The 13,231-nt window shown below is 36.0% G+C and carries 13 protein-coding genes; 8 read left to right on the top strand and 5 right to left on the bottom strand.

All coding sequences use genetic code 11. The annotated features are described in order from the left end of the window. The coding region (locus HMPREF3230_RS06535; RefSeq protein WP_196489648.1) for a hypothetical protein at positions 1–301 on the top strand (301 nt) is incomplete at its 5' end. Positions 302–767: 466 nt separating this feature from the next. Here the strand turns inward: HMPREF3230_RS06535 and HMPREF3230_RS04600 are convergent. From HMPREF3230_RS04600 to HMPREF3230_RS04590, 3 genes are all read right to left on the bottom strand, one after another. Beyond that, positions 768–2,606: an ABC transporter ATP-binding protein gene (locus HMPREF3230_RS04600; protein ID WP_075523774.1), complete on the bottom strand. Its 1,839-nt coding sequence runs from the start codon at positions 2,604–2,606 to the stop codon at positions 768–770. Between the two features lie 395 nt (positions 2,607–3,001). Continuing rightward, complete coding sequence (locus HMPREF3230_RS04595; protein ID WP_075523773.1) at positions 3,002–3,811, bottom strand: nucleoside phosphorylase; 810 nt, start codon at positions 3,809–3,811, stop codon at positions 3,002–3,004. 157 nt (positions 3,812–3,968) lie between these two features. Next, complete coding sequence (locus tag HMPREF3230_RS04590) at positions 3,969–5,231, bottom strand: ATP-binding protein (RefSeq protein ID WP_075523779.1); 1,263 nt, start codon at positions 5,229–5,231, stop codon at positions 3,969–3,971. A gap of 394 nt (positions 5,232–5,625) precedes the next feature. Here HMPREF3230_RS04590 and HMPREF3230_RS04585 point away from each other — a divergent pair, with 394 nt between their 5' ends. Together HMPREF3230_RS04585 and HMPREF3230_RS04580 are read left to right on the top strand one after the other, a co-directional pair. Beyond that, complete coding sequence (locus tag HMPREF3230_RS04585) at positions 5,626–5,898, top strand: type II toxin-antitoxin system Phd/YefM family antitoxin (RefSeq protein ID WP_075523772.1); 273 nt, start codon at positions 5,626–5,628, stop codon at positions 5,896–5,898. After that, entirely contained in the window at positions 5,885–6,211 is a 327-nt protein-coding gene (locus tag HMPREF3230_RS04580; RefSeq protein WP_075523771.1) for a type II toxin-antitoxin system RelE/ParE family toxin, read from the top strand. The genes HMPREF3230_RS04585 and HMPREF3230_RS04580 overlap by 14 nt, the downstream gene beginning before the upstream one ends. A 236-nt stretch (positions 6,212–6,447) precedes the next feature. Here HMPREF3230_RS04580 and HMPREF3230_RS04575 read toward each other — a convergent pair whose 3' ends face one another. Together HMPREF3230_RS04575 and HMPREF3230_RS04570 are read right to left on the bottom strand one after the other, a co-directional pair. Then, on the bottom strand, positions 6,448–7,002 hold the full coding sequence (locus tag HMPREF3230_RS04575) for a LemA family protein (protein WP_075523770.1): 555 nt from the start codon (positions 7,000–7,002) through the stop codon (positions 6,448–6,450). A gap of 121 nt (positions 7,003–7,123) precedes the next feature. Next, positions 7,124–8,110 (bottom strand): DUF3137 domain-containing protein, encoded by a 987-nt coding sequence (locus HMPREF3230_RS04570; protein ID WP_075523769.1) that lies wholly within the window; start codon positions 8,108–8,110, stop codon positions 7,124–7,126. 350 nt (positions 8,111–8,460) lie between these two features. Between HMPREF3230_RS04570 and HMPREF3230_RS04565 the strand changes: the two genes are divergently transcribed. The 5 genes from HMPREF3230_RS04565 to HMPREF3230_RS04545 all read left to right on the top strand — a co-directional run bounded on the left by HMPREF3230_RS04565 (position 8,461) and on the right by HMPREF3230_RS04545 (position 13,178). After that, entirely contained in the window at positions 8,461–9,060 is a 600-nt protein-coding gene (locus HMPREF3230_RS04565) for an ECF transporter S component (protein ID WP_075523768.1), read from the top strand. A gap of 141 nt (positions 9,061–9,201) precedes the next feature. Further along, positions 9,202–10,002 carry an energy-coupling factor transporter transmembrane component T family protein gene (locus HMPREF3230_RS04560; protein WP_075523767.1) on the top strand — a complete coding sequence of 267 codons (801 nt, stop codon included), beginning with the start codon at positions 9,202–9,204 and terminating at the stop codon, positions 10,000–10,002. Then, entirely contained in the window at positions 9,984–10,835 is an 852-nt protein-coding gene (locus HMPREF3230_RS04555; RefSeq protein WP_075523766.1) for an energy-coupling factor ABC transporter ATP-binding protein, read from the top strand. Before HMPREF3230_RS04560 ends, HMPREF3230_RS04555 begins: the two co-directional genes overlap by 19 nt. Then, entirely contained in the window at positions 10,835–11,653 is an 819-nt protein-coding gene (locus HMPREF3230_RS04550) for an energy-coupling factor ABC transporter ATP-binding protein (protein WP_075523765.1), read from the top strand. Before HMPREF3230_RS04555 ends, HMPREF3230_RS04550 begins: the two co-directional genes overlap by 1 nt. A 151-nt stretch (positions 11,654–11,804) precedes the next feature. Beyond that, positions 11,805–13,178 carry a hypothetical protein gene (locus tag HMPREF3230_RS04545; RefSeq protein ID WP_075523764.1) on the top strand — a complete coding sequence of 458 codons (1,374 nt, stop codon included), beginning with the start codon at positions 11,805–11,807 and terminating at the stop codon, positions 13,176–13,178. The last annotated feature ends 53 nt before the right edge of the window (positions 13,179–13,231 follow it).

Raw genomic sequence — 13,231 nt, 5'->3', positions numbered from 1 at the left:
GTCTGACGGCAGTGTTCTCGTAGTCGATTCTGACCACTTCGACGGTGGAATCGACATCGATAAGGCTGACGACAATAAGATCCAGATCAGCTTTGGCGACAAGCTCGGCGCTCGAATCGTTGATGAACACTATGTAAATCGTTACGCAGACTTTGCGAAAACCGCTCTAAAGAACGGTGATGCATCTCTGTCTGGTGAGACAGGAAAGGCTATTGCTGAAACTGTTGCTAAAAACATTAAAACATTCGCCAGCATTCGTCATATAGACGCATCTAGCGAAGATTTTTCAGATGAAGAGTAAACTCCCTAAGAGTTGCACTGGAAACACTAAAACGTCAATTTGAAAGACCGAAGAAATAACTAAAATATCTCCCTCGCCGTCTTTGATATGTATCCTCTTTACTGAATAAAACCAGTAAAGAGGATATTTTTAGATTATATGCTTGAAATTTCAAAAAAGCATACTATTTCAAAATATTGATGAAAGGATAATATTATTCCAAATTAGACATATAATCAATTAACACTTCAAAATAAAAGCAATACCTAAAAGGTAGCTAAATAAGCTAATCACAAAGTAGCCAAACCAGAATCAGTCAAACACCAAAGTAGCCAATCGATGCAAATTTGCACTTAATGGCTACTAACACTAGTTCAGAATCACTTGCGCTAAATTGCATAGCGCACGCCAACAAACCAGCGCACGCCAACAAACCAGGCTCAAACCAAGCACAAACCAGCGCATTCCTACAATCAGTGTCACATCCTCACATAGACACAGTGTAAAGCGAGTAGAAGTACGCCTTCTGACTCATAAGCTCCTCAAAGCTTCCACGCTCAATAAGCTCGCCACTTTTCATCACAAGAATCTCATCATATTGCTTAAGTGAATTAGCATCCAAACGGTGAGTTACAACAAGTCGAAGAATTCCTTGCAAATCCAAAATAGACTGCGTTACGTTCACGCTCGTCTCGTTATCTAACGCGCTCGTTGCCTCATCAACCAACAGAATCTCGGACTTTTTAAGCAAGCTTCGAGCAATAGCAATACGCTGCTTTTCTCCGCCAGAAAGATGACAACCATTCTCGCCGCACTGATAATCCTTGCCTTTAGCTGCAATCAAATCATCCAAACCAGCCAAGTGAATCACGCGATCCACTTGTGCATCCTGGAACGGCTTAAAAAGCGTAATATTATCTAAAATCGAAGCATCAAACATAAACACAGACTGCTGCATAAGAGTCGTCTTATCGTAAAGTGAACTCTTGCTAACATTGCTAAGCTCATGATTATTCAGCTGCACGCTACCTTCATAATCCTTGTAGTATCCCATAAGCAGATTAATCAAACTACTCTTACCAGCGCCACTTGGTCCTACTATCGCGTAAGATTTTCCAGCTTGCAAAGTTAGACTCACGTTTTTCAAAACTTTATGATCCGCGTCATAAGCGTACGAAACATCGCGCAAAACAACGCTTTTAATAGAATCGCCAATTTTCTCGCCAAAATCTTCCTTAGCGTTACTCATATAATCAGCCATCTTACTAATAAGCTTCTTAGCGCCCTTCATCTCGCCAAGCATTTGCGGAAGACTTGCAATTGGCTGAAGCACTCCATTCATCAAATTAGTGAAAGCTAAAACCATGCCAGCAGTAATAACACCAACGTGAGCGTTAACCATCCAAGCGCCAACAAGCATCACGCCAAGCTGAGTTCCAAGACTTGAAATTGTGCCAAGAGCAGAAACGGTAGTCATCGTTTTCTCGCGAAGATTCTTCGTATGCTCAAGCTCCATCGACTGATTTTTGTAGCGATCAATAACCTCCTGCTCCGCCTTAAAACTCTTAATAACCGAAACGCCGTTCAAAACATCCTTCGTCAAAGCTGTGTAAGACTCATTCGACTTAGAAACCTGCTCCTCACGAATAGCAATTCCGTTAGCTGTAAGAATCGAGCACGCCATAGGAAGCACAGAGATAACAAGAGCAATAACAGTGAGCAGCGGACTGTAGTAAATCATAAGAGCTAGAGAGCTCACAAGCATAAGAACGTCTTGAACAAAATCAAAAATCTTCTTCAAATACTTTTCTTGAATACGCTCGCAATCATTAGTGAGTACAGAAAGATACGTTCCGGAATTAGCAAGCGAAAAATCACTATAACTCTTTTTTAAAAGCTTCTTAATAACAGACTCTTTATACTGGTTCATTGCTTTTTCAAGAAAACGAGGGTACGCACTGCGCTTCAATGCGAAAATCAGAGAGATTGCAAGCATAAAGAAAACAACAAGCAGCAAAATAGCAGTTAAAGAGTAGTTTCCTTTGCCAGACATATAGTCGAAAATAATTTGCAAAATCCAAGAAATAGCAGTGTAAATCATAGACAAGGCAATAAAAACTATCATAGAAAGAAAAGCTACAAACTTGTTTTCTTTGAAAAATAGTTTTACGTAATTTTTTACATCGGGATGTAGTTTGGGCGATTGCTGATTTGATGAAGTATTTTGATTCGCGGACGATTTCTGATTCTTAGGCGATTGCTGATTAGATGCAATATTTTGATTTGCGAGTGAATTATGATTTGCCGCGTTGTCAGTTTTGCTCATTCAAGCTACCTCTCACTTCCCTTATATATCTCTTATATTTTTAGTATTCCTACTATCTGCTATCTCTACTATTCATAGCATTTCTACTATTACTCTTTATCTAATAACATTTTTGCAGCTAGTATTTTCGTTCCCAAATTACTGATGCGCTCTCTACAAGACGTTGAAAGCTACACTATCATACTTATCCTGATTGAGCACGCTTATCATGTTTAATAACACTTAACGTAATACTCAAACACACTTAATACGTAATGCTTGCTAGAAATAATAAGCATAGAGTTAAAAAAAAAATCAAATTAAGTTAAAACGATGATTTCACATGTAATGCCATCATAAACATATGAAAACAACACTTTTACGCTGATTTAATATGCAATATCAGCATAAACGTATCAAATGCGCAACACTGATTCAATACAAAGCTCAAGCGCATACGCTTTAGAATCCCCGCCCCAATTACGCTCATCATAATTTTCAACATCGTGCAAAGTATCTGCAGTGTAAAGAATCTCACCCCAAACAATCCCACGCATTTGCGCACACGCCGCTAAAGCGGAACACTCCATCTCCACAACCGCGCATCCATCCTGCTTACGACTAGCAACTTTCATCTTAGTTTCACGGAAAAATCCATCCGTAGTCCACGTCTTAACTTCATGGTAAGGCAAATTATGCGCCTGCAAAGTTTGCAAAATAGCAAGCCTTGAACGATCTGAAACGTCAACATAACGACTTGGAGGCAAATAATGATAAGAAGTCCCCTCATCCCTTAAAGCTTTATACGGAACCAGAAAAACGTTTTCCGCATAATCAACTAGCGATCCGCAAGAACCAGCACTAACAACTTCCCTAACGCCGTAAGAAATCAACCAATCCAATATCTGAACAGCGGCAGGAGCGCCAACTGGAGCCTGTACTAAGCAGATTTTTTGCGTTTCTTCTTCTACTTCGCTGCCTGTATTTTCTCTTACTGCATCTCCTACTTTTTCTTCCAAAACATATATCGGATATTTTTTAGTCGCAGATTCAAAATTTGCTACAATCGTGGCTTTCCTACTTAAAGCATACTGATCAATTTCATCGCCTAAGAAAGCAAAAACCGCTTTAGATGGCAGACGAACAGCAATATTATCGTGACTTGGCATTAAAACTGCACTTTTATCGGAATCATACTCTAAAATCGGTAAATCATATTCTGTCATACAATCAACTCCGTCATACAATCAACTAATTCTACAAACCATTCAATCCTATATACCAGTATGCGCATTATCGCACAAAATCACAAAGTAGCCAATCGATGCAAATTTGCACTTAATGGCTACTTGCGCCAGCTCAGCTGTAAAAAATCACAAATACTTACATATAAATAGCTTCAGGATTAAGAAGAAAATTCAGTAATCCCAATACAAGAACACCTTCCTCAGTGTGCCAAGGCTTCACGCTACCGGCAACAAGAATAATCTTACGGAACGCATCACTAATATTCATCAAAGACTTTTCTTCTTGCAACGTCTTCTCTCTAGTAGGTAGAGCAAGTGCAGATTGAATATAAAATCTTTGATCTGCCTTATTTACAACAAAATCAACTTCTGTTTGTTTGCGAACTGATTTGCCATTTTTATTCACTTCACTAACCTGCACACTACCAACATCCACCTTGTAACCGAGACGTTTTAGCTCATTGTAAATAATATTTTCCATTATGTGAGTTTCTTCCATCTGCCTAAAATCAAGAAGCGCATTCCTTACGCCAAGATCCGTAAAATAATACTTCACAGGACTACCTATATACTTCCTGCCTTTAATGTCATATCGAATAGCGCTCTCTAAAAGGAACGAATCTTCTAAATAAGAAATATATCTTTCAACAGTCGTCCTTGTAGTTGAGACCTGTGAAACTGATTTAAACGTTTGCACAATTTTTCTAGTACTAGTTAAAGCACCAATAGAAGAAGCAACTACCCTAGTAGCATCATCAAGTTCACTTCTTTTTCGTATTGCATGACGGTCAAGAATATCTCTTTTATACGTATTTTCAAAAACTGATTGAAGAAACTCACGTTTCTGCTCATCGTTTTCCATTAAAACAGCTTGAGGAAGGCCGCCAAATCTCCAATATTCTTCCCAAGCATCTCGTTCATCCTTTTCACTAACAGACATGAATTCAGAAAACGAAAGAGGGTAAATTCTAATCTGATCACTTCTTCCTCTAAACTCTGTAACAATATCCGATGAAAGGAATTTAGAATTACTACCGCTAACGTAAACATCTAGATTACTGATATGCAGAAAACTATTAAGCACATCTACAAAATCGTCCATCATTTGAACTTCATCAATAAACAGATAGTATGTCTTACCGTCTTTCAGAAGCTCATCAATATGTGCAAGAATATTATCAGGATTACGCAAGTCTTTATTTCTTCTATCATCCAATGCTATGCGAATAATATGATTATCTTCTACGCCATTTGCAATCAAATAATCATAAAATAGTTTCATCAAAATATACGTTTTTCCACATCTGCGCATGCCAGATATTACCTTGATAAGACCATTATTTTTTGCAGACGCGAGCTTTTGAATATAATAGTCTCTCTTTATTTCTTTAACAGGCATATCTAGTATCCTTTCAATAAGCGTATTATGCGAACATACCGCGATACCGCTATACAAAGCTCTTATTGTTATGCAAATCTTTCCGCAAGCAATGCAAGAAGCAAGCATAACTAGTCAATCCCAAGTAGCCAATCGCTGCAAATCTGCACTTAATGGCTACTATTATAATCTGGATAATTTAAACTCTCAATATCCAAAGTAGCCAATCGCTGCAAATCTGCACTTAATGGCTACTAGAATCACGAACATTGAAACTACAAAGTCAATAATATAAAGAAATAATTATATAATATCTTTAGATTACATTAAACTAAGTTAATATTTATGCACATAAAACAAGACCATACAAGATAATTCAAAACCAAAATAACAATCATCTCAAAGGACTCACACGATGCCAACTATTAAGTCAAGCACAGATTTACGCAATAACTACAACGAGATATCAACGTTCTGTCACGAAACAAAAGAGCCAGTTTTCATTACAAAAAATGGTCGCGGAGACTTAGCAGTAATGAGCATTGACTTATTCAACAAATTCATGAACAAATACGAACTGTACAGGTTACTATCTCAAAGCGAGTCTGATTTTAACAACAATCGCACATTATCTTTTGAAGAATCAATGCAAAACTTAAGAGAAGAACTCAACAATGGCGCAAAATAACCAAAAATACTCAATAATCGTTTCTCAAAGTTATCACAAAGATTTGCAAGACATACTTCATTACATTGCACACAACTTAGACTCACCAATTACAGCATACGAATTCCTCGATAATGTTGAAGCCACTGTTTCAAGCCTATCAACAATGCCGTATCGGTACAGACTTGTGAACGATAATTACTTAAGTAGCAAAAACTTTAGAAGATGTTTCGTTAAAAAATATGTAATATTCTATAAAATTTGCGAAGAGAACAAAACGGTTATGGTGCATAGAATACTTCATGCTAGACAGAACTGGGTTGACATATTGTAAGTTAAAGTTATTGAGATACGCACCTGTCAGCGAGATATACACCTGCTATTGAGATACGCACCTAATAAATACCAGTGAAGATTTTTGCCATTTGCGGCAATTTTCTTCACTGACACAAATGACCAACCCAAAAATACCCAAACCACAAAGTAGCCAATCGCTGCAAATTCGCACCTAATGGCCACTGCATATTGTTAATCAAGCTATTAAACGAATTATCTAGCACAATATTCTATCTAACCCAATATGCTATCTATATTCTTCTTGTTGCTTAGATCATCTTCGTCAAGAAAATCCATCTGCTTTATTCCGCTTAAGCCTGCAATAAGAGATACTGGGAAAGTAACAATATTTTGATTAAGAACGCTGATATTACTATTTACGATTCTCTTTGCTGCTGCAAGCTGCTCGTTTTCATCGTTTATTTCTTCTTGCAAATTCAAAAACTGCTCAGAAGATTTTAATTCCGGGTAAGCTTCCGCCAATGCATAAATCTTCCCTATTGCATTATTCTGATTTTTTATTACAGAACCAGAATCCACAGAGCTTAAGCCCCCTCTTAAACTAACCAAATCTACTAAGGTTGTTTTTTCGTATTTTGCAAATGACTGCGCAACTTTGAGCATTTGGCAAATCGTATCATATCTTTTAGCGAGCGCAATATCAACATTTTTCTGCGACTCTTCTATAATCACCCTGTATTTTCTTAGCCTATTTAACGTGCCAATAAACCAAGCAATAAGCGCTACAATCACTACTGCAACACCAATTAGAAAAGTGTTTATATCCATAATATCTCCTTTAGTTTTAGTCTTTCTCTTGTCTTAGTTTTTTATAATCTTAGTTTCTCTATTATTAGTTTTTATAGTTTTAATTTTCTTTAGTTTTAGTTTTCTTTAGTTTTAGTTTTCTTTAGTTTTGCAATTTCTCGTTAATCAGTCTGATTATTTCGTAATATTCAGCCAAAATATCTCTAAATCTTGCATATTCTCTTATTAAAGATAGATTTTCTACTCCAGATTTTCCAGGAGTGCCTAATAGATACCGACCAGAGTCAAAAGCTGCAATAATATGCTCACTATCTAAATATATGCAAACTCTCATTCTTTTTTGCAAATTATTCAATACTTCTATAAAACTTGGATCTAATACCAGTTTTGTATAAAAATCGTCTGTAGAAAAAATTGAATACGAGTTGTTAAATTCAATGGATTCTGTCTGAACTTCGCTCTCACCTTTCATTTTTCTACCATAGTATCCATTTAGTTTTTGCCCCATAAAGTTCTTCCCAGTAACAGGAACGATTCTAATATGACCATTTATATTGGTTTTTGAATTTATCAATAAAACTTGCCCAATAAAATCCGTTTTCTTAATAGTTTTTCCACTTTCACTTATAGAAGTGTGCATTGCTTGCATGTTTGAAAATTCAGTTTTGAATTCATCGCCAAAAATTATGTGGCGACTTGAATAATAAATACTAGATATTGGTAGAAGATTAGCAAAAATATCGTCATCAATTCCTTCAGAATTGTTTAATACTGTTCCAGGCAGAATCGCATTCAAAATCGGCGTTAAAACATTATTTGAATATAAAGAATCTACATCAACCTTTTTCTTCTCGAAAAACTTACCTACTAAACAAAATACAAAAGCAACCATTATGAGTAGGTAATATTTATAACGAGAGTAATCAATATTGGGGAAATACTTATATACTACAATTAAAACAATTATTAACGGTATAAACGGAATTAAGCGAGCAGGCTCAAAAGAATTACTTTTTACACCTTCTTTTAACTCATTTAATTTCCCTTGCATCTGGGTAGATTGTTCTATTTGCGCTAGTTTGTTTAAAACTTCTGGATTTGTAAATACGCTACTATGCTTTACATTCATCGTCATCTCCCTTTTATAATTGCAACATTTTTATAACAAAATTTTTATAAAATATAAAAGGCTCTTATATTTTTTTATCATAAATAATCATTATTTGGAATACTAGAATTTTTGATAGTTGAATTTGAAATAGTTGAATAAGAACCACTTTGATTTTGCTAGAGAAGTGATATAGCTGTGATTATTTTCCGCAAAAATTTAATACAAAACAAATAATAAAGAATCAGTTTAAATAACAAAAAATAAACAAGACTACAATTTATAACACATTATTTTTCAAGTACTTTAATAACATTTAGCAAAGCGTATAATGAACTTGAATTTATTCATATTTTGATAGGAGACTCTAAATGTTTAATCCTTCAAAAAATATTTGGAGCATAAAATTAACTACTGCTTCACTCGTGCTAATTCCTGCAGCTATTGGAATAAACTATGTTGCAAAACTATTCGCTAGCATGTTAAAACTACCTCTTTGGCTTGGATCATTAGGCACTTGCATTTCAGCATGCTTAGCAGGACCAATCGTAGGCGGAATCACTGGACTTTTAACTCACATTATTTACGGTTTAACAGCTGATCCAATTTCTACAGTTTATGGAATCACTGCTGCTGCAATTGGAGTAAGCGTTGGAATTGCTGCAAGATTGCAATATATGAACAAATGGCACCGCATTCTTATAACAAGTCTTATTGTTGCAGCTATATCCGTAATCATTTCTACGCCTCTAAACATGATTTATTGGGGCGGAACTACCGGAAATGTTTGGGGTGACGCTATTTTTGCAGCAATGGGTTCAAAAGGATTCTTTGCATCATTCGTAGATGAGCTTGTTATAGATATACCAGACAAGATTGTTGTTTTGTTCGTAGCAGCCGGAATTTATAAAGTTCTACCTAAAAGTTTAATATCTATTTATCAATCTAATGATGAAAATCTTGATGAATAAAAACAAGAAATATTAAATAAAAAATAAACGAATTATGCTTAAACGTTTATCAATAAATATTTAAGTAGTTTATAAATAAATGTTTAAGCATAAAGCACATAAACCTCAATCTTTAATATAAGCTCAATAAGACGAGATAAAATGAAAAGCATCAGCCTATTTGAAGATAAGCATTCATTTCTAAATGGACTATATGCAAAAACCAAACTTGCATACATAATATGCGCAATAAGTACGCCAAGTTTGATTGGAGGATATACTTCTTTCATTTTCTTCATTATTTTGAGCTTAATATTACTTGCAACATCAAAGGTTCTAGCAAAAATAAAAATCGTAATACAAGTTACTGGATTTATTATTATAACTATTTTTATAGTTCAAACTTTCTTCAGATCAGGAAACTATACGATTTTATTCAAACTAGGACCTTTGATTGCTCGCAAAGAAGGTTTCGAATTCGCAATGAAAATTGTGCTCAATATATTAAATATTTCATTCGCGTTTTGCGTTCTAACACTAACGACTAAACCTTCAGACATGATGCAAGAAATGATACAAGCAGGATTTCCACCTAAAATTGGTTATGTTTTCGTTTCACTATTTCAAATTATTCCTCAAATAACACAACAAACTTCGACTATAGTTGACGCGCAAAGAAGTAGAGGATTGCAAACAAAAGGTTCTCTTATAACGCGCTTCAAAGCTTTCTTGCCTTTAATATCACCAATAATAATGTCTTCGTTTATGAGCTCTAAAGAAAGAACTATAGCTTTAGAAGTTCGCGGATTTTCATGCAACAGACAAAGAACATTCATAAAACCATTTAAGCCAAATAAATACAATACGCTATTTTTATGCGTTTGTTGCATTGTGATAATCACAGCTATTCTTTATGCACTACTTCATAATTTAGGATATATAGCATGGCAGCTATTCATATAGAGCACTTAAAATATCGCTATCCTTATAGTAAAACTCTTGCGCTAGATGACATTTCTTGCGATATCAATAAAGGCGAATTTATTGGAATAATAGGCGCTAATGGGGCTGGAAAATCAACGTTATCGCAAGCTATTTTAGGTCTTGTTCCTAATCTTTATCATGGTGCATACGGTGGCAAGGTTGAAGTAGACGGTCTTAATGTGAAAACTACTCCAATAGACAATCTTTGCAAAAAAGTTGGGCTAGTTTTCCAAAATCCTTTTAATCAAATTACAGGATCAAAACTTACTGTGTACGAGGAAATCGCTTTCGGACTTGAAAACATTGGAATTGAGCAAAACGAGATGCAAAATCGCGTAGAAAAAATTATGGAGATGCTTAACATTTCACATCTTAGAGATTGCTCTCCATACGATTTATCTGGCGGTCAAATGCAACGAATGTCTATTGCAGGCATTTTAGTTATGCAACCGGAAATAATAATTTTAGACGAGCCTACTTCACAGCTTGACCCTAAAGGTTCTGAAGAAGTTTTTAAAGTAGTAGAATCCTTAAAAAATCACGGTCAAACTATTATTATGGTTGAGCATAAAATGGGAAAAATCGCGCAATACAGCGATCGCGTAATGCTTTTAGACAAAGGAAAACTCATTGATTTTGACACTCCGCAGAAAATATTTTCTCGCGAAGATTTAGAAGAACATGGAGTAAATCCTCCTATTTATACTCAAATTTGCAAAAAACTTTCGTTAAAAAACAATAATGGCTTGTATCCAATAACTCTTGAGCAAACGTCACGCATTTTAAGCTCAAACGAAGGGAATCGCTTATAATGACTCCTACTATTGAAATACGAAACGTATCTTATTCTTATGCTCCAAAAACGCAAATATTCAATAATCTAAATTTATCTTTTACGCCTGGAGCCTGTGCAATTATAGGTCAAAATGGCACTGGAAAAACAACTTTGCTAAAAATACTTAGAGGACTTCTTACTCCTAAATCTGGAAGCGTTTTATTAAATGGTGAAGATATTTCAAAACGTAGCGTTCCTTCTCTTGCTAAAAATATTGGTTTCGTATTCCAAAATCCAGATGACCAGATTTTTGAATCATCTGTTATACGTGAAGTAATGTTTGGACTTTTAAAAATTGGAATTGATAAGAGTCAAGCATTACTCCAAGCACAAGAAAGTTTAAAACTTGTAGGACTTTTAGATAAAAGCGAAGTAAATCCTTACGATTTGAGTCTTTGCGAAAGAAAAATGATCTCTATTGCATCAATTTTAGCAATGGATACGCAGGTAGTTATTTTAGATGAGCCTACTATTGCTCAGGATGATAATGGAAAACGTTGTATTGAATCAATTATTAAAAGATTAGTTTGTCAAGGGAAAATCGTGATAGCAGTTCTACACGATATGGATTTTGTATCTCGAGTATTCAAACGCGTTGTTGTGCTTTCAAATGGTCAGATTATTTTTGACGGAAGCTCGCGCGAAGCTTTTATGCGAGATGACATACTTTCTAGTGCACAACTCGACAAGCCAGATGTTGTAAAACTATGCGAAAAGTTGGGTTATAAAAACGCATTCCTATCTGTTGAAGAATTTGTGAACGATTATTTTAAGCGGAATAATCGCAAATATTAGCCTTTATTTTTACAGATTTATTTTTACAGATTTATAGTTGGCGTTCATATTGACGCGCTGCAATAAGCAAGCGTATACTATACACGGCTTTGATACAGGGGGCTAAAGCTTTTTTGTATCAACAAAATACAATATGAATCAGGGGAATACCATGTTACAAAATTTAGGTAACGGTAAAAACATTCACTCTAATATGTCTTTACCATTCAAAAAAATTGTATCTGGCGTAATTGTTTCGTTAAGCGTAGTTGGATTAGCATGCTCGCTAAGCTCTTGCGGATCGAATAGTGTAAAAAGCAGCGCAACAAAAACAGAAAACCAAAAAGTAAAAAAGTTAAGCGAATATAAGGTCGAATTCCTCATCACTGCAAACGATGACTTCGATTCCGCTTCCTCTCCTGTAATTATGCACTTTATCGGTGACGATGAAAATAATAAGGACGTTGACTTCTATCACGCCATTGTCGCAAATGACAAGCAGGATATTATCAGCATGAAGCCTGGTAAATACAAGGTTGAAATGTCTGACTGCATGTTGTCTGACGGCAGTGTTCTCGTAGTCGATTCTGACGGCTTTGACGGTGGAATCGGCATTGATAAGAACAACGACAATAAGATCCAGATTAGCTTCGGTGACAAGCTCAGCGCTCGAATCGTTGATGAACACTATGTAAACCGTTACGCAGATTTTGTAAAGACCGCTCTAAAGAACGGTGACGAATCTTTGTCTGGCGAAAACGGTAAAGCTATTGCCGAAACTGTTGCTAAGAATATTAAGACGTTTGCCGATATTCGTCATGTAGCAGCACCTGTTGAAAATTTCTCAGTAAATAAAACACCTCAGGGTCATACTGGTAGCACTAATACAAGCAATCCACACAAAAACGCAACCACGCATCAACCTCATAGTAATGCGCAAACTCATAATGAAAGTAATCCAACTCCAAAGCCGCAACCAAAACCAGTTGTTCCTCAACCTAAGCCAAACCCTTCAACACCGCCGCAACCTAATCCTGTAACCCCTCACCCGCATCATCATAACAATCATCCAGCACATCCAGTTGACCCAGCTCCACATCCTGTTCCACCAGCTCCGCACCCAGTGCCACCTGCTCCACATCCTGTTCCACCAGCTCCTCAGCCAGCGAACGATGTGTTTACTACCGGCAGGATGATTATTGGAACTCGATTTGGATATAGCTTGGAAGATGAATGGCATGGCCATGACATCATAGCCGATCCATTTAAGTATCGTACAATTAATGCTGAAACGCATACGGTAACGTATGACCGTTTTAAGACGCATCAATTTGTAATTGATTGGTTCAATCCATATGAAAGAAAATTGCTAGAAGCAGGCATCAACGGTTGCTATCACACCCTATATGGTCGTTACACCATTAACATGCGTACCCATACGTTTACTTATGAAGTTATCGGTGAAACACAAACACCACCATATGAGCCAGATGCTAACCTTCCGGGACACCGTAGGGGAACCGTTCAGGGTGGATTCGACAACTAACCTATAAGATATAGGAGCTTGAACTGTAAAAAGTTCTTGCTCCTATATTTTTT

Origin of the sequence: Gardnerella vaginalis (genome assembly GCF_001563665.1) — a bacterium.
Lineage (GTDB): Bacteria > Actinomycetota > Actinomycetes > Actinomycetales > Bifidobacteriaceae > Bifidobacterium > Bifidobacterium vaginale_A.
This window is presented reverse-complemented; position numbering and strand designations above follow the sequence as displayed.